Source organism: Microbacterium sp. Root166 (assembly GCF_001427145.1).
Lineage (GTDB): Bacteria > Actinomycetota > Actinomycetes > Actinomycetales > Microbacteriaceae > Microbacterium.
This window is the reverse complement of record NZ_LMGL01000001.1, coordinates 702,437-720,159: the sequence shown is the minus strand read 5'-3', so window position 1 is coordinate 720,159 and position 17,723 is coordinate 702,437. Positions and strand designations below refer to the sequence as shown.

The window sequence follows — 17,723 nt, the reverse complement described above, 5'->3', positions numbered from 1 at the left end:
CGAATGACGCTTGATTTCTCAATACCGAGTGGCATATGGTTTTGCTGCGCTCGATGAGGAGCGCCTCCCACACGACAGGACGACACCATGACGACGCCGTCAGAACCCACCCTGGCCACGCAGCCCGAGGCGCAGCCCGGCGCCCCGATGACCGAGAACACCTTCATCGCGACCGCTGCCGGCAACGATGATCCGCCCGCGCCGATCAAGGGCCTCCGACGCCTGCTGTGGTGGATCGTCCCCGCCAACCTCGGCATCTTCCTCATCTGGGGCGCCGTCCCGGGCATCCTGTTGCCCGCCCAGATCACCGAGTTCGACGAGCCGAACAAGGTCGTCAACCTGCTCATCGTCACGACGATCGGCTCGTTCGCGTCGATCCTCGCCCAGCCCATCGCCGGTCAGCTCTCGGACCGCACCCGCTCGCGGTTCGGCCGCCGCGCGCCCTGGATCGTCCTCGGCAGCCTCGCCGGCGGCCTCGCGCTCACGGGCCTCGCCTTCGCCGACTCGCTCGTGGGCATGGTCATCGCCTGGACGCTCGTGCAGATCTCGTACAACTTCGCGCAGGGTCCGCTCAGCGCCGTCATGCCCGACCGCGTGCCGCTCGCCCGCCGTGGCACCTTCGCCGCGCTCTCGGGCATCGGCCTGATGGTCGGCGCGCTCGGCGGCTCGATCATCGGGTCGATGTTCCTGAACAGCATCGCGGCGGGGTACATCATCTTCGCCGTCATCTCGCTGGTCACCCTGACGCTGTTCGTGATCTTCAACCCCGACCACTCCAGTGTCCGCATCCAGCCCGAGCCGTTCCGGCTCGTCGACTTCCTGCGCACGTTCTGGGTCAACCCGGTCAAGCACCCCGACTTCTTCTGGGCGTTCACCGGCCGGCTGCTCCTGTACACGGGCTACTTCGCCGTCACCGGGTACCAGTTCTTCATCCTCACCGACTACCTCGGCGTCGAGGATCCGGCCACCGTCATCCCGATCCTCGGGCTGCTGAGCCTCGTCGGCATCCTGATCTCGACGATCATCTCCGGCCCGCTGTCGGACCGCATCGGCCGCCGCAAGCCGTTCATCTTCGGATCGTCGGTGTTCGTCGGGCTGGCCATGATCATCCCGATGGTCTCGCCGACGATCGAGGCGTGGATGCTCATGACCTTCATCTCGGGCTTCGGCTTCGGCATGTTCCAGGCCGTCGACACCGCGCTCATGAGCCAGGTGCTGCCGTCGGCGAAGTCCTTCGCGAAGGACCTCGGCGTCGTGAACATCGCCGCGACCCTGCCGCAGACCCTCGCTCCGGCCGTCGCCGGCGGCATCGTGCTCGGCGTCGGCTACATCGGGCTGTTCCCGGTCGGCATCGTGCTCAGCATCCTCGGCGCCTTCGCGGTGTGGCCCATCAAGTCCAGCCGCTGATCCACGGGCACCTCCACCACCGACCCCATCCACGAAAGGATGACCCCATGACCGACACCACGACCACCGCCGTGCTCCCGGCATCCGTCACCGACCTCACGCTCGAAGAGAAGGCGTCCCTCACGAGCGGCGCGAGCTTCTGGTACACCAAGCCCGTCGAGCGCGCCGGCATCCCGAGCATCATGGTCACCGACGGCCCGCACGGCCTGCGCAAGCAGCGTGAGGGCGGCGACCACCTCGGCATCGGCGACAGCGTGCCCGCCACGTGCTTCCCGCCCGCGGTCGGACTCGGCTCGTCGTGGGACGTCGAGCTCGTGCAGCGCGTCGGCGAGGCGCTCGGCACCGAGACGTCGATCGAGAAGGTCGCGGTGCTGCTCGGTCCCGGCATCAACATCAAGCGCTCGCCGCTGTGCGGCCGCAACTTCGAGTACCTGTCGGAGGACCCGATCGTCTCCGGCGTGCTGGGGGCGGCGCTGGTGCGCGGCATCCAATCGAAGGGCGTGGGCACCTCGCTGAAGCACTTCGCGGCGAACAACCAGGAGGACGACCGCATGCGGTCCTCGTCCGACGTCGACGCCCGGCCGCTGCGCGAGATCTATCTGCGCGGCTTCCAGCGGGTCGTCGAGGACGCCCAGCCGTGGACGGTGATGTGCTCGTACAACCGCATCAACGGCGTCTACGCGTCGGAGGACCCGTGGCTGCTGACCAGCGTGCTGCGCGACGAGTGGGGCTTCGACGGCGTCGTGGTCTCGGACTGGGGTGCCGTCAACGAGCGCGTTCCCGGCCTCGCCGCGGGCATGGACCTCGAGATGCCGTCGTCGAACGGCGTCACCGATGCCCAGATCGTCGCGGCGGTGCAGGACGGCTCGCTCGACGAGTCGGTGGTGGATGCCGCGGCCGGCCGGATCCTGGACCTCGTGCGCAAGGCGCAGGCCGGCGCCGGGGCCGTCGAAGGTCCCCTCGACGTCGACGCCCACCATGGGCTCGCGCGGGAGGCGGCGGGCCGTTCGATCGTGCTGCTCAAGAACGACGACGGCGCTCTGCCGCTCGCCCGCGACGCCCGCATCGCCGTGCTCGGCGAGTTCGCCGCGAAGCCGCGCTACCAGGGCGCCGGGTCGTCGATGATCAACCCGACGCGGGTCGACTCCGCGCTCGACGAGATCCGCGCGCTCGCCGCCGGAGACGTCGCGTACGCCCAGGGCTTCAGCGTCGCGCCGCACGTCGAGCCCGAGCAGACGGCGTCGCTCCGCGACGAGGCGGTGGCCGCGGCATCCGCTGCCGAGGTGGCCGTCGTGTTCCTCGGACTGCCCGCGCGCCTGGAGTCCGAGGGCTACGACCGCACCGACATCGACCTGCCGGCCGAGCAGCTGGCCCTGCTCGACGCCGTGCTCGAGGTCAACCCGATCGTGGTCGTGGTGCTCTCGAACGGCGGCGTCGTGGCGCTGCCGTTCGCCGATCGGGTACCGGCGATCCTCGAGGGGTGGTTGCTCGGCCAGGCCGGCGGCGGCGCCACCGCCGACGTGCTCTTCGGCGTCGTGAACCCCTCGGCGAAGCTGACCGAGACCATCCCGCGCCGCCTCGAGGACACCCCCGCGTTCCTCGACTTCCCCGGCGAGTTCTCGCACGTCCGCTACGGCGAGGGACTGTTCGTGGGCTACCGCTGGTACGACGCGCGCCGCATGGACGTCGCGTACCCGTTCGGCCACGGCCTGTCGTACACGACGTTCGCCTACGGGGATGCCGCGGCCTCGGTGAACGCGGACGGCGACCTCGAGGTGCTCGTCGCAGTGACCAACACCGGTGACCGCGCCGGCCGCGAGGTCGTGCAGGTGTACACGTCGGTGCCGGAGGGGAAGATCCACCGGCCCGCCCGCGAGCTCAAGGCGTTCGCGTCGGTCGCCCTCGAGCCGGGCGAGACGCGCGAGGTCGCGCTCACGGTGCGCCGCAGCGACCTCGCCTACTGGGACATCCGTCTCGACGCCTGGGTCGTCGAGGGCGGCGAGTACGTCGTCGACGTCGCGGCGTCGAGCCGCGACATCCGCTCGTCCGTCACGGTGGCCGTCGACGGCGACCCGATCGTGCTGCCGCTGTCGCGCACGTCGTCGATCGGCGAGGTGATGGCCCACCCGGTGGTCGGGCAGATGGTGCAGGCTGCGATCGCCCAGATGATGGGCGGAATGGAGGGCGTCGAGGCGATCATGCCCGAGGGCGTCGACGCCTCGAAGATGATGGAGTCGTTCCCGATCGGCCGGGCCGGCATGTTCGCCGCCGGTGACTCCAACGGCGCGATCAACCCGGAGATGATCGACGGCCTCATCGCGATGGCGAACGCCCCGCAGCAGCAGTGAAGAGCGACGGATGCCCCGGCCCGCGCGGCCGGGGCATCCGTCGTGTCCGCGCTCGGCGCATCGGCCGGTAACCGCCGCGGGGCCGGGCGGCCATCCGTCGTTCACCTGCCCGTCGCCGGGGGCCGAGACGCTGGCGGGGATCGTTCCGCCCCCACAGCAAGGTGCACACCCGATGCCTTCTCCCTCGCCCGTCCGCGCGCGCCTGCGCGCCCTCCCGGCCGCGCTCGCCGCCCTCGCGGTCGTCGTCGTGCCGTCCCTCGTGGCCGCACCGGCCCACGCGGCCGAGCCGCCGCTCATCGTCGTGAACGAGGTCGAGACGGCCGCCGACTGGATCGAGCTGACGAACGCAGGCACCGAGCCGGCCGACATCTCGGGGTTCCAGGTCAAGGACAACGACGACACGCACATCGCCATGGTTCCCGCCGGCACGATCCTCGCGGCCGGTGCCTTCTACGCCATCGACACGAATGTCGGCGCCGATGGGTTCGGGCTCGGCGCCGCCGACTCGGCGCGCGTGTTCGCCGCCGACGGGGCGACGCTGCTCGACGCGCACAGCTGGACGGCGCACCCGTCGCCGAGCGCGGGCCGCTGCCCCGACGGCACCGGCGCCTTCGTCACGACGGTGGCGGCGTCGAAGGGCGCGGCGAACGTGTGCACGCTCGACGCGGCCGACGCGGTCGTGATCAACGAGATCGAATCGGATGCCGGAACGCCGGGCGACTGGGTCGAGCTCATCAACACCGCCAAGGTCACCGTCGACCTCTCGGGCCTTCGGGTGCTCGACAACGACGACACGCACGTGTACTCGATCCCGGCCGGCACCGCGCTCGCGGGTGGCGCGCGCCTCGTGATCGAGGGAGCGGACCTCGGGTTCGGACTCGGGGGTGCGGACTCGGTCCGCCTGACCGACGCAGCAGGCACCGCGATCGACGCCTACTCGTGGACCACGCACGCGGCCACCACGTACGGCCGCTGCCCCGACGGCGTCGGCGCGTTCGACGTGACCGCAGCGACGACGAAGGGCGCCGTGAACGACTGCACCCCGCCCGTCGCGGCCGCGTCGATCGTGGTGAACGAGGTCGAAAGCAACGGCGACGACACCGACTGGGTCGAGGTCTTCAACGTGGGCGCTGCCCCGGTCGACCTCTCCGGCGCGCTGTTCCGCGACAACGACGCGACGCGCGTCCCGTGGGCGCTTCCGGCCGGCTCGATCATTGCGCCCGGCGGTTTCCTCGTCATCGATCAGGCCAGCGGATCGAACCCGGCCGGCTTCGACTTCGGACTCGGCAACGCCGACGAAGTGCACCTGTACCTGCCCGACGGCGTGACCGAACTCGCGACCTACAGATGGGGCATCCATTCGGCCGTGTCGTACGGTCGATGCCCCGACGGCACCGGCGCCTTCGCCACGACGACCGTGTCGACCAAGGGCGGGCCGAACAACTGTGCGCTGCCTGTCGTGATCAACGAGGTCGAGAGCCAGCCCGCCGACGGCGGCGAGGACTGGGTCGAGCTGGTCAACGTCGGCACGAGTGCGGTGGATGCCTCGGGTCTGGTGATCCGCGACAGCGAGGTCGACCACGCGTACGTCGTTCCTGCCGGCACCACCATCGCCGCCGGGGCGTACTTCATCGTCGACGCCCTGGGCTACGGGCTGGGCGGAGCGGACGCGGTGCGGCTGTTCGCCGCCGACGGCACGTCTCTGCTCGACTCGCACTCGTGGAACGCGCACGCCGCGCAGACCTACGGCCGCTGCCCCGACCCGAAGGGCGCCTTCGAGGCGACCACCGGCGCGACGAAGGGCACGCAGAACCTGTGCGCCGGCGTCGTCATCGACGAGGCATGGCCGGGATCGCCCGACGTCCGCGTACTCGACTCCGAGGACACCTTCTCGGGCGACCTGAGCGGCCTCGACTACGAGCCGTCCGGCTCGGCCGCGCTCGGCACGCTGTGGGCGGTGCAGAATGGCGACGGTCTGCTCTACAAGCTGGTCGCCGGCGGTGCGGGCGACTGGGCGCCGGCCACTGCCGACGGATGGGCGGCGGGCAAGACGCTGCGCTACCCCGGCGGCACCGGTGCGGTCGACGCCGAGGGCGTGACCGTCGCCGGCGGGGACTCGGCGAACGGTGTCTACGTCTCGACCGAGCGCAACAACGACGCCAGCTCGCTCAGTCGCCCGGCGGTGCTGCGCTTCGACGCGAGTGGCGCGGCGACCGAGCTGACAGCGATCCACGAATGGAACCTGGCCGCCGACTTCCCCGGTCTCGGGGCGAACGCGGGCCTCGAGGGCATCACGTGGGTTCCGGATGCCGCACTCACCGCCGACGGCTTCGTCGACGCCGTGACGGGCAGCGCCTACGACCCGGCCGACTACCCCGGCCACGGCGGCGGCCTGTTCTTCGTGGGCGTGGAGGGCACGGCATCCGTCTATGCGTACGCGCTGATGGCCGACGGCACGTTCGCCCGCCTCGCCACGATCGCGACCACGTTCGCGCTCGTCGCCGATGTGCAGTACGACGCCGATCGCGGCGGGCTCTGGGTGGTGTGCGACGAGGCCTGCGACGGCCGGATCGCGTTCTACGAGCTCGACGGGCCGACCGGTGCCTTCGCCGCGACGCACGTGTTCGAGCGGCCGGCGAACGCGGCCAACGTCGCCAATGAGGGGTTCGCAGTGGCGGACGACGCGGTATGCACGGCCGGCGCCAAGCCGACGTTCTACGCCGACGACGCCGACACCGACGGCTTCTCGCTGCGCTCGGGCACACTGCCGTGCGAGGCGACCGGCGGTCCGGGTACGCCGACGCCGACGCCGACCTCGCCTGTGACCCCGGGGACGGGTGCGCCCGGACCGGTGGCCGACGCGCAGCTCACCCCCGCGACGCGCGGCTCGGTCGACGCCGCCGACTCGGCCACCGCGGGACAGCGCGTCACCGTCTACGTCGGCACGCAGCACGCCGGCCGCACGGTCTGGGTCTGGCTGCACTCCACGCCGATCTCGCTCGGATCGCACGTCGTCGCGGCCGACGGGACCGTCACGGTGGTCCTTCCGGCGGGGGTCCAGCCGGGAGCGCACCGCCTCGTGGTCCTGGATGCCGAGGGCAACGTCATCGGGTGGACCGACCTCTCCGTCACGCGGGCGCTCGCCGCGACGGGCGGTGACTCCGGCGCCGTGATGGGGACTCTGCTCGGGGCGACCGCGCTCGTGCTGGTCGGGGCTGCCCTGGTCGTGCGGCGCCGGACAGCCCGCGTCTGATCTGGGAACGACGGATGCCCCGGCCCGCGTGGCCGGGGCATCCGTCGTCTCTGAAGGGGCTCACCCTCGTGAGAATGCGTTTCTCGCCTGAGACTGCGGGCGACGCCGCGTTTCTCAGGCGCCAGGGTGATTCTCGGTGAATCGGCGGAGGCTACGCCCGCAGGAACGCGAGCAGCGCCTCGTTGACCTCATCGCCGTGGGTCCACAGCAGGCCGTGCGGCGCGCCTTCGAGCTCGACATAGGTGGCGTCGGGCAGCATCTCGCGGAACCGCCGGGCCGTGGCGTCGATCGGCAGGATGTTGTCGGCGGTGCCGTGCAGGATGAGCGCGGGGACGTCGACGGACTTGATGTCGCCGCGGAAGTCGGTCGGCCACGTGAGCGGCGCGGCCGAGATGCCGGCGTTGCTCGCCCGGTTCGCGACCTCGACGCTGGCGTCGACGGCCTCCTGCGAGATGCGCGAGCCGAGGGTGTCATCGAGGTTGTAGAAGTCCTTGAAGAATCCCCGGACGAAGGCGTAGCGGTCGGCGCGCACGTCGGCGGCGATCCCGTCGAAGAACTCCTGCGGGCCCGCGCCCTCGGGGTTGTCCTCGGTCTTCAGCAGGTACGGCTCGAGCGAGCCGAGGAACGCCGCCTTGGCGACGCGCGCGCTGCCGTAGCGCGAGAGGTAGCGCGCGACCTCCCCGGTGCCCATCGAGAACCCGACGAGCACGGCCTCCTTCAGATCGAGGTCCTCCATGAGCGCGTGCAGGTCCGCGGCGAACGTGTCGTAGTCGTAGCCCTCGCCGGCGGCCGACGAGGCGCCGAAGCCGCGCCGGTCGTACGCGATCACGCGGTAGCCGGCATCCAGAAGCGCCGCCTGCTGCTTGCCCCACGACTCGCCGTTCAGCGGGAAGCCGTGGATCAGCACGACGGGCTGACCCGACCCCTGATCGGTGTAGTAGAGCTCGATGTCAGCCGAGTTCTCGGTGCCGACGGTGATGTACGCCACGGGACGCTCCTTCCGGGCACGAGAATCGGATGCCCCGGCCCACGATCGAACGTAGGCCGGGGCATCCGGATCCCGCCAGGGGTTGACGATGAGGCGTCGGTGAATTCCCGGGTTCGGTGAAGGCGCTCAGTCGCGCCCGGCCCCCGCGGACGGCACGACGGTGAAGACGGTCGGGGCGGTGAATCCGGATGCCGAGAACGCGGCTATCGCGGCATCTCGGACCTGCTCGACCCTGTCTCGCGCGACGAGCGCGATCGCGGCGCCGCCGAAGCCGCCGCCGGTCATGCGCGCACCGACGGCGCCGGCCGACAGCGCCGCCTCGACCGCGGTGTCGAGCTCGGGCACCGAGATCTCGAAGTCGTCGCGCATGGACGCGTGCGAGGCGACGAGCAGCTCGCCGATCGCGGTCGGGCCCTGCTCGCTCAGCGTGCGGACCGTCTCGATCACACGCTCGTTCTCGGTCACGACATGGCGGACGCGGCGGAAGGTGACGTCGTCGACGAGGCCCGCGAGGCGCTCGAGGTCGTCCACCGTGACGTCGCGCAGCGCCGGGACGCCCAGGGCCGCGGCGCCGCGCTCGCAGGCCGCACGGCGTTCCCCGTAGCCGCCGGTGGCGTGGGAGTGCTTGACGCCGGTGTCGATCACGACGACCTCGAGGCCCGCCTGAGCGAAGCCGAGGTCGACGACCTGGGTCTCGAGCGAGCGGCAGTCGAGGAAGATCGCCGCGTCGGCGCGACCGAGGAGGGCCGCCATCTGGTCCATGATGCCGGTGGGCGCGCCGACGGCCTCGTTCTCGGCACGACGGCCTGCCTGGGCCAGGGCGACCCGGTCGAGCGAGAGACCCCAGGTCTCGGCCAGAGCGACGGCCGTGGCTCCCTCGATCGCCGCTGACGACGACAGGCCGGCGCCGATCGGCACGCTGGACGCGAAGGCGAGGTCCACGCCGGTGGCATCGGCGGGATTCGCACCGGATGCCGCGAGCAGCGCCCAGGCGACGCCCAGCGGGTAGCGCGCCCACTCGGGCACCTCGTCGCGCCGGCCCGGGAAGAGGCCGTCGAGCTCGTCGAGTGCGAGCTCGACTGCGGCGTCGTCGAAGGTCGACGCGACCCGGATGCGGCCGTCTTCGCGGGGGGCGAGTGCGACGTGGGTGCGGTGCTGGATCGCGAAGGGCAGCACGAACCCGTCGTTGTAGTCGGTGTGCTCGCCGATCAGGTTCACCCGACCGGGAGCCGACCACGTGCCGACGGGCTCGGCGCCGAAGCGCTCGATGAACAGCGAGCGGGCGACATCGGCGGTGGAGACGTGGGCGGTGTCGGTCACAGGGACTCCTCGGGGATCGACATGACGGCTTCGCGCAGTCGGGCGGCGGCGGCCTCGGGCGGAACGTCGCCGATCCAGGCGCCCATCGCCGCTTCCGAGCCGGCGAGGAACTTCAGCTTGTCGGCGGCGCGCCGGGGCGAGGTCAGCTGGAGGTGCAGCCGGACGGTGTCGCGACCGCGGTTCACCGGGGCCTGGTGCCACGCGGCGATGTAGGGGGTGGGGCTGTCGTAGACGGCGTCGATGCCGCGCAGGAGGCGCAGGTACAGGGGTGCGAGCTCGTCTCGCTCGTCCGCGGAGGTCTCGGCGAGGTCGGCGACGTGACGGTGGGGGAGCAGGTGCACCTCGAGCGGCCAGCGCGCGGCGAAGGGGACGAAGGCCGTCCAGTGTTCGCCCTGGAGGATCACGCGCTCGGAGGCGCGCTCGAAGTCGAGGATCCGCGCGAACAGGTCGGGTCCTTCGCGGTCGATCGACGTGAGCAGCGTCGTGGTGCGCGGGGTGATGTACGGGTAGGAGTAGATCTGTCCGTGCGGGTGAGGCAGGGTCACACCGATCGCCTCGCCGCGGTTCTCGAACGGGAAGACCTGCTCGACCCCGGGCAGTGCCGAGAGCGCGGCGGTGCGGTCGGCCCACGCTTCGATGACGGTGCGCGCCCGGGTGGGGGTCAGCGAGCCGAACGAGCCCTCGTGCTCGGGGCTGAAGCACACGACCTCGCAGCGGCCGACAGAGGTGCGCGTGCGGCCGAGGCCGGGGGCGTCGAGATCGTCGAGGTCGCTCGGAGCATCGAGCGCTGCCGGGGCGTCCCCGTGAGCCTGGCGCAGAGCGGGGCCGAACGAGGGCGACTTGTTCTCGAACACCGCGACGTCGTAGCGCGACGGGATCTCGGACGGATTCGTCGGCGTCTGCGGCGAGAGCGGGTCGAGATGCGCGGGCGGCAGGAAGGCGCGGTTCTGGCGGGCTGCCGCAATCGAGACCCAGTCGCCGGTGAGCACGTCGCGGCGCATTGTCGCAGTCTCGGGGCGAGGTGCGAGCTCGCGGGCGTCGATCGCTCGGTCGGCGCCCAGCGTGGTGCCCGGGTCGTCGTAGTAGATCAGCTCGCGACCGTCGGCGAGGCGCGTGGATCGCTTGACGACGCCGGCGCCCAGCTCTTCGACCAAAGATGTGTTCACGTCAACACGGTAGCAACCGTGCGTGGTAACGTCAACATGGATTGAGGCTGGGCGAAGGGATCGGACATGGAGCGGCGGGTATCGATGGCCGACGTCGCGGCCCTGTCAGGCGTCTCGGGGCAGACGGTCTCTCGGGTCGTGAACGGCAGTCCGCGTGTCGATCCCGGCACTCGGTCTCGCGTCGAGGCCGCGATGGCGCAGCTCGGCTACCGTCCGCACCGCGCCGCGCGGGCGCTGCGCACCGGGCGTACTCAGACCATCGGGCTGCTGGTGTCGACGCTCGCGACGGTCGGCAACTCCCGCATGCTGCAAGCGGTGGCGGATGCCGCGTCCGCCCGGGGCTATGCGCTCACTGTCGTCACCCTGTGCGAGCGGGGCGATGTCTCGGCCGCGTTCACCCGGCTGGTCGACCAGGGGGTGGACGGCGCCGTCGTGCTGAACGAAGCGACCACGGCCGCGCGCGGGGCGTCGATCCCGGCCGGACTGCGGCTCGTGGTGGTCGACTCCGATCCCGACGACCGCTTCGCGATCGTGCAGTCCGCCCACGCTGATGGCGCACGGGCTGCAGTCGAGCACCTCCTCGGACTCGGCCATGAGACGGTGTGGCACGTGGCCGGCCCGGCCGGTTCGTTCGCGGCTGCCGAGCGCGAGCGGGGCTGGCGCGAGGCGCTCGCCGCGGCCGGGGCGACGGTGCCGGAGGTGATCCGCGGCGACTGGTCTGCGGCATCCGGATTCCGCGCCGGCGAGGCGCTGCGCTCGGCCGCGGCGACGGCGGTGTTCTGCGCGAACGACCAGATGGCGTTGGGTCTGCTGCGTGCGCTCGCCGAGTCGGGTGCGGACGTGCCAGGCGACGTGAGCGTGGTCGGGTTCGATGACGTCGCGGATGCGAGCGACTATCGCCCGCCGCTGACGACGGTGCGCCAGGATTTCGATGCGCTGGGCGAACGGGCCGTCGCCAGGGTCGTCGAGGCGATCGAGTCGACGACGGGCTCGGGCATCGAGTCGGTGCCGTGCCGGCTGGTGGTGCGCGAGAGCACTGGGCCGCGGGTCGGCTGACGCGACTTCGCGCGCCGTCGTTCGCCTCGCGGATGGGGCACCTCGGCGTGCATCTTCAGCGGGCTGGGTATGCGCGCAAAGCGGCGCTGACCAGCCATTCGAGCATTCGCGACCCACGCAAGTCCGTGCCGTTCGTGCCCGTCTACGTCGACCACGGGATGACGGGTACGAACCGCGCGCGACCCGGGCTGCGAGAAGCGCTCGCGGCCGTGCGAAGCGGCGACACACTCGTCGTGACGAAGCTGGACCGCCTCGCGCGTTCGCTGCGCGACGCGCGAGACATCGCCGATGAGCTCACTGCGAAGGGAGTGGCATTGAGTCTCGGAGGCAGCAGGTACGACCCGACCGACCCGGTGGGTCGGCTGCTCTTCAATGTGCTCGGGATGGTCGCCGAGTTCGAGGCCGACTTGATCAGCATGCGCACCCGCGAGGGCATGGCCGTCGCGCGGGCGAAGGGGCGTCTGAAGGGCAAGCCGCCGAAGCTATCCAAGACCCAGCGAGCCCACCTGCTCGAGCTGCACGACGGCGGGCGGTACACGCAGTCCGAGATCGCCGAGCTCTTCAGCGTCTCCCGGGCCACGGTCTACCGCGAGCTCTTGCGCCGCACGCGCGAGGAGGTCGCCGCCCGGGAAAGGGCCGCGCAGGAGGTGCGCTGAAGGACCGCTTAGCGACCGGCAACTGTATCCATCGATATGAAGCAGTCACGTGCGCGGCGATAGGTTCGACTGGTGCAGAGACACACCCATGGGCTCATCCTCTCTGGGTCACGCGTGCGCAAGACCTTCGTGAGTTGGGATGACGCCGAGGCGGATCGCGAGTGGAAGTGTCTGTCGCTGTTGGCGACCCACGCCCCCGGTATTGCCCCACGCCCGATCAGCCGTGAGTTCGACGGCGATGCTCCCGTGGTGGTGATGGAACGCTTAGTCGGCGATCCCTTGCCGCTCGAGCCGGCGACCGATGAACAGATCGAGGCACTAGGTCGGACGTTGCGCCGCGTCTACGCCGTCCCACTAGCCTGGATCAAGGAAGCCGGGCTGCCCGAGCGCCGGTTCGGCCCCACCGTGATCGCGGACGCCCTGCGGGACGCAGTTGCGCGACCCAGCGACCTGCGCGAGTGCGTGGACCCTGATCTCGTTCGCCGAGCGATCGACGGTGCGAGTGCGCATCTGGCAACCTCTGACGCTGTTCCGCTTCCGAGGCTGACCGCGATGGGAATTGCCGATCTGAACCCGGCCAATGTGCTCTGGGACGGAACGAACTGCCGGTTGGTGGACTTCGAGGACGGCGGCCTCACTGAACCGGCCTTCGAGCTCGCGGATCACGTCGAGCACATCGCCAGCCGGATGGCATCGGTGTACGACCCGCAAGGTCTGGTAGCGGCAGTCGGATTGTCAGGCGAAGAGACGAACCGCTTCGAGGACTACCGCCTGCTCTGGGCGATCTTCTGGCTGACGATGCTCCTGCCCGGCAACGGCGCCTTCGCACGGAATCCGCGCGGCACGATCGAGGCTCAAGCGGACCACGTGCAGGAACTACTCATCTATCGCGAGCGGGATCGCACGGTCACCGGGCCCGCGGCGCGCAACAACAGGTCGGGCAACTAGGCTCCCGATGTGGCCGACTTTCCACCGTGTGACGATACCTGTGGCGTCCTGGAGTCGCACGTTCGGCTGTTCTTCGAGGGACGGAAAGTCGAGCGATTCGACTGGCCCGCCGGCCCGATCATGGAGCAAAACCCGCACTTCCACGTGATCAGGCGCTCCTTCCCCTTCCTCGGCCGCCGATCTCTGGATCTATGTGTCGATCGGCGGTTGGGCGCAGACTTCAAACGAGAACTTCGGTATTGAGTTCATCCTCTGCACGGCACAACCCGAGGACCGGGCAATTGAGCTCCTCGCTATGGCGGTCTACTACAACCGCGCAGGCAAACTCGGGCTCGGTCACACAGTGCCAATTGGTGAGCCGTGGTTGCCGGGCTCGAGCTGCGACCACTTCTTGATCTCGTTGCCATACCCCTTCGGCGGCGATCTTCAGACCTGCCACGTCGGCGACCGCCATGTCGACTTCCTTTGGCTCTTGCCGATAACAGGAGCCGAGCGCACGTGGAAAGTTTCCTCCGGTCTCGAGGCGCTCGAGACTAGATTCGACGAAGTCGGTCTGCGCTACTGGCAAATCGATCGAGCTTCAGCCGTGTGAGGCCATAACCTTCATACCTCAATAGCGTCGAAGCTCGACCTGCGCAGCGATCTGGCAGACGGATCGGCCCTCGGGCTCAACGGCTTCTGCGCACGATGGTGGATCCCGTTTCGCACTGCGCTTCGCCAGGACCAAGTTTGGGCAGAAGCTGCAACTCGGCTGGTGCATTTCAGTAGGATCCGTTGCTGTGCACCCCATCGCATCGTCCGGCGAACTGCTGCGATGCCGCCTGAGCAGGCGCCTGGCTGAATGAGCGTTCAGCGCCGTGGTGTTGTCGTACTCGAACGGCCGGAAGAGTACGCGGGCCAGACCACAGTTGCGATCGGCGCGTCGCAAATGCACGGCTTCACGGATCGTCAGCAAGCCCGGCTCCTCGACGACTGGTCCGAGTTCTTCGCAGCCGGTCCCACGGACATCTGGGACCTCGCCTTCCCGATGCGAATGCCCAAGCGACTCTTCAACTCTCTGGCAACCCAAACCCAGTTGCGACGTCTCGCGGTCAGCTGGGGCGTGTACGACGACCTCACCGTGTTGGCAGGTATGAGTGAACTTCTCGAACTCGAACTGGAGTCGGCGACCTCCGTTACAACGCTTGAGCCGCTCCGCCCTCTTACCCAGCTCGAGTCGCTCCAGGTTGGTGGCGCTTGGCGGGTTCACGACTACTCCGCCGTAGGCGCGTTGACAAATCTGCGGCAGCTGAAACTCGGTGGCGGTGCTGAGAAACGGCAGCATGCCGACTCCTATGAGTTCCTTCTCAATCTCCGCCACCTGGCCCGACTCGACCTCTCCCTCGTCCCCGATCAACTGGACTACTCACCCCTGCTCGGGATGACGTGGGTAGAGGAGATGGACCTGTGGACGCTTGAGTCCCACCGCAAACGGATGACACCGAGCATGATCGACCTGGAGTGGGCACTGCCTGGCCTTCAGCGTCGACGATCGGACGTGCATGCCGGACGCAGCTACGAATGGGAACGCGGCGTCCGCGTCGGCGAGCACCGCTTGGACGACGAACGCGCCTGGTACTTTCACCGGTACGACCTCGAAGATGGCGACTAGCCCGGCCAAGAAACGGGATGTCAGCGCAATCAACCGCTGACCCCACAACGCCGCTGGGGCCCGCGCAACAGCCAACGCCACGCAAAGTTGCCACGGCAAGCGGTTCACGAACATAGATAGTTCACTGCCCGCGAGAGGATCGCCCTGCGGGCCGAGCCTGCCGATTCGGCTCTCAGCATCGAGTACAGACAATCCCGGGCGGCTTGCTATCCAGCAGCCCCGAGCACCATGCCGATCGCAGAGATCGATGCTGCCAAGCCGACGATCGCCAGGATGATCCCTACGGGCACCATCCAGCTCCGTCCGCGTGCCTGAGTGGTCGCGCCAAGGCGCGCAAGCACGACGCCACCGACGACGCCTGCGGACCCAGCGAAGATCATCAGAAGAAGTAGGGGTGCCGCTTGGATGCCCGAGCTGGCGAGATCCTCACTGATCGAACGACCCACGTTCCACAAGATGATCGAGCCGATGACAATCGCCCCGATTGAGAAGAGCACCACTTGGCCAGGAGTCATGTTCTCGGCCGCGGCCTTGCCGCCCATTGAGCCCACCACCGGGTCTGCCTGCAGTCGCGCGCGGAACCACATCGCCACCTGCGTGGTGAACGGCAGAAATCCCACTCCGAGCCAGAACATCAGCGATGCGATCGTGAAGCCAAAAACAGGGCCGGCCATCTCAGTAACGCCAGAACCGCTCATGCAGTGTCCACCCCGCCATTCCGTCACACGCGCGAATGCGTGCTCATGTCTCAGCTCGTCCGCACGCTACTCGGCACCGGAGCGCGCTCACGCTTAGACGGTAGCGCCGCCCCGCCGAACGCTACCAGCGACCGCCACTCCCCTCGGATCGCGATGAGGTCTGTACTCAGGAGGATCGGTGAGTGATCGCGGTCTCCGGCGATGACCGCACCCTTGATGGCGTGCTTAGGACGCGACGGACGGCGCGACGGGCTACATTTGCCGGTGTGCGTGCAACACGTCTCTTGGCGTCCGCCCTTGTCATCGGCGGCGCGGCCGTTCTGTCTGGGTGCATCCAGTGGGGCGACTACGCCGAGGGCGCAGAATGCGAACCGATCCTCGACGACTTCGCCACCGCGATCAACGAAGTACTCGAGCTCTCATGGGAAAGCGACTCGTTCGTGCTCCACCCGCAGGAGTACAAGGTGCCGTGGTGTAGCGAATGGGCAGAAACGGGACTGTCGCTCGCTGTCGATGACCCCCGACGCCTTGAGTTGAGCGACCGTGTTGCGGAAATTGTCGGTTCGCAGCGCGCGGGAGTTGTAATGAGCATTGAGTATGCCGCGGGTGACGCAGACACGTTCGCATCCCCCGACAGCCCCATGGTGTCCACCGAGCCCTGACTCGCGTGGCTCCCGCCAGCCGAATCTTCCTACCCGTTGAACGATGAGCCCGGGGAGAATCAGTGGGCACGCACGACAATCCTGAACCGGGCGAGGAGTTCGTCGCCGTGAACGAGTGCAGGTCAGGCTGAGCGGAGCACTTCCACGTCGCGGCTTCGCACACGAGAAGCAAGCACGAGGGCCACAATGCCGAGCCCGAGGGTGCCCGCGAGGAAACCCAGCGCGCGAAGCACAACCCACGTCGATGAATGTCCCGCCGAGGCGTGCGGTGAGAGTGAACAGCAGCTGCGGGAGCACCCAGCTGGCAACCGATGCGAGCAGCGCCCACAGCGGAGCCCACCGCCAAGTGATACTCGACTACTGAATGAGGGCGGAGGTCCTCGCGGAGCATAAGCACTGATCTGGATCCTGCCGCGAGCATCCGAGCTAGTCAGCTGGCGCACGTCTCGGCAACCCAGGAACGTGAAATACCGAGGGCGCCGTCCCCGACGCGGATGTGGCCCGCTCATGCAGATACGCTCGACGGATTACCATGCGCAAACCCCTGAAGCCTGTCATACAGGTCGGACTCATCCTTGCCGGAACAGCCGTCTTGCTAGGCGGCATCGCCGGTATCAGGGCACTCACTGCGCCGCCGCTCCCTGACCTGTCGACGGTCAAAGCAGAGGCGCACGCAGTCATGGAACCGGTCGCCGAGCTCCTGTCCGCGGCGACAACACGAGACTGGGGCAAAGGCTCGCTCCTCACCTGCGGCGATATGTTCAAACCGGGTAGCAGTGACACGGCGGGGGTGACCTACACCGGGCACTGGGGTTTCCGGATGCCGGAGGGATTCGACGGCGAAGCTTTCATCGATGGCCTCCCCGCCGCTCTTGGCGATGACTACGTCGACCAGACAGACACGGACCCGATCACCGACATCCCGTACGTGGACCTGCGCCACGTCGAGTCCGGCCTCGTTGTCTCGGTCACGTCAGTGACTGACCACGACACTGGTGAGCCGATCATCGACGTGCTCACGTTCTCCAACTGCGCGAAGGACCCAGACACGGACGAGTGACCTGCGGAACGGGTCGATTGTCGTACCTCGTCAGCCGGACGAAGGGCCGTGGTGGCAGTGCTAGCCCGCCCGGGTAGTCACCCGGGAGCAACCTGCGATCGAACCAGCAGTGTGCGAGCCCCACATGAAGCGATGCTCAGCGGTCTGGGATCCTTTCAGACGACAGGTATTCAAGCTGGGGAATGCGCCCACGCCATGATTGGCTGCATGAAGCATCCCCTTGCCGCGGTCGCCATCGGGCTCCCCCTGACGGTGCTCCTGGTCGGATGCTCTCTACCCCGTCCGGCTAACACCGAGCTCACCCACCTCGAGGCCAAAAGCAGAAGCCCAGGCACTGGAGCTCGCAGCGGCCGAGTTCTTCCCCGACGAAAATGTCGAAGCGATCGAGCAGGACGAGTGGGGCCACGTCAACAACTGTTCACCAATACGACGGCGACTACGTCAGAGACATTCAGGGCCATCAGTGGATGGGCCAAACCTGATCCATAGCGGCCAGGATGCGGCTTGGAT

At 68.8% G+C, this 17,723-nt stretch carries 14 protein-coding genes; 10 read left to right on the top strand and 4 right to left on the bottom strand.

The window, feature by feature from the left end; all coding sequences use genetic code 11:
• Positions 1–87 precede the first annotated feature (87 nt).
• The 3 genes from ASD56_RS03200 (at position 88) to ASD56_RS16330 (ending at position 7,008) form a co-directional block, all read left to right on the top strand.
• A complete protein-coding gene (locus ASD56_RS03200; RefSeq protein ID WP_055961064.1) occupies positions 88–1,407 on the top strand; it encodes an MFS transporter in 1,320 nt (439 codons plus the stop codon).
• Between the two features lie 47 nt (positions 1,408–1,454).
• Positions 1,455–3,755, top strand: a complete 2,301-nt coding sequence (locus tag ASD56_RS03195; protein WP_055961062.1) for a glycoside hydrolase family 3 C-terminal domain-containing protein — start codon at positions 1,455–1,457, stop codon at positions 3,753–3,755.
• 172 nt (positions 3,756–3,927) lie between these two features.
• The gene (locus ASD56_RS16330; protein ID WP_055961059.1) at positions 3,928–7,008 is read left to right on the top strand and encodes a lamin tail domain-containing protein; all 3,081 of its coding nucleotides are present in this window, start codon (positions 3,928–3,930) and stop codon (positions 7,006–7,008) included.
• Positions 7,009–7,159: 151 nt separating this feature from the next.
• On the opposite strand, the gene ASD56_RS03185 is transcribed toward ASD56_RS16330, so the two are convergent.
• The 3 genes from ASD56_RS03185 to galT form a co-directional block, all read right to left on the bottom strand.
• Entirely contained in the window at positions 7,160–7,996 is an 837-nt protein-coding gene (locus ASD56_RS03185) for an alpha/beta fold hydrolase (protein ID WP_055961056.1), read from the bottom strand.
• Between the two features lie 126 nt (positions 7,997–8,122).
• Positions 8,123–9,316 (bottom strand): galactokinase, encoded by a 1,194-nt coding sequence (gene galK, locus ASD56_RS03180; RefSeq protein ID WP_055961053.1) that lies wholly within the window; start codon positions 9,314–9,316, stop codon positions 8,123–8,125.
• The gene (gene galT / locus ASD56_RS03175) at positions 9,313–10,482 is read right to left on the bottom strand and encodes a galactose-1-phosphate uridylyltransferase (protein WP_055961051.1); all 1,170 of its coding nucleotides are present in this window, start codon (positions 10,480–10,482) and stop codon (positions 9,313–9,315) included. The genes galK and galT overlap by 4 nt, the downstream gene beginning before the upstream one ends.
• Positions 10,483–10,566: 84 nt before the next feature.
• Between galT and ASD56_RS03170 the strand changes: the two genes are divergently transcribed.
• The 5 genes from ASD56_RS03170 to ASD56_RS03150 all read left to right on the top strand — a co-directional run bounded on the left by ASD56_RS03170 (position 10,567) and on the right by ASD56_RS03150 (position 14,793).
• Complete coding sequence (locus ASD56_RS03170; RefSeq protein WP_055961049.1) at positions 10,567–11,538, top strand: LacI family DNA-binding transcriptional regulator; 972 nt, start codon at positions 10,567–10,569, stop codon at positions 11,536–11,538.
• Between the two features lie 158 nt (positions 11,539–11,696).
• Positions 11,697–12,194, top strand: coding sequence for a recombinase family protein (locus ASD56_RS03165; protein ID WP_235565573.1), 498 nt, complete (start codon positions 11,697–11,699; stop codon positions 12,192–12,194).
• A gap of 114 nt (positions 12,195–12,308) precedes the next feature.
• Entirely contained in the window at positions 12,309–13,142 is an 834-nt protein-coding gene (locus ASD56_RS15935; RefSeq protein WP_162249503.1) for a phosphotransferase, read from the top strand.
• 193 nt (positions 13,143–13,335) lie between these two features.
• Positions 13,336–13,734: a suppressor of fused domain protein gene (locus tag ASD56_RS16615; RefSeq protein WP_055961044.1), complete on the top strand. Its 399-nt coding sequence runs from the start codon at positions 13,336–13,338 to the stop codon at positions 13,732–13,734.
• Between the two features lie 249 nt (positions 13,735–13,983).
• The gene (locus ASD56_RS03150) at positions 13,984–14,793 is read left to right on the top strand and encodes a hypothetical protein (protein WP_055961040.1); all 810 of its coding nucleotides are present in this window, start codon (positions 13,984–13,986) and stop codon (positions 14,791–14,793) included.
• 206 nt (positions 14,794–14,999) lie between these two features.
• On the opposite strand, the gene ASD56_RS03145 is transcribed toward ASD56_RS03150, so the two are convergent.
• Positions 15,000–15,491, bottom strand: coding sequence for a hypothetical protein (locus ASD56_RS03145; protein WP_157535743.1), 492 nt, complete (start codon positions 15,489–15,491; stop codon positions 15,000–15,002).
• A gap of 182 nt (positions 15,492–15,673) precedes the next feature.
• On the opposite strand from ASD56_RS03145, the gene ASD56_RS03140 reads away from it, so the two are divergent.
• Both ASD56_RS03140 and ASD56_RS03135 read left to right on the top strand, forming a co-directional pair.
• Positions 15,674–16,153, top strand: coding sequence for a hypothetical protein (locus ASD56_RS03140; protein WP_055961032.1), 480 nt, complete (start codon positions 15,674–15,676; stop codon positions 16,151–16,153).
• A gap of 532 nt (positions 16,154–16,685) precedes the next feature.
• Positions 16,686–17,213, top strand: a complete 528-nt coding sequence (locus ASD56_RS03135) for a hypothetical protein (RefSeq protein ID WP_055961029.1) — start codon at positions 16,686–16,688, stop codon at positions 17,211–17,213.
• Positions 17,214–17,723: the final 510 nt, after the last annotated feature.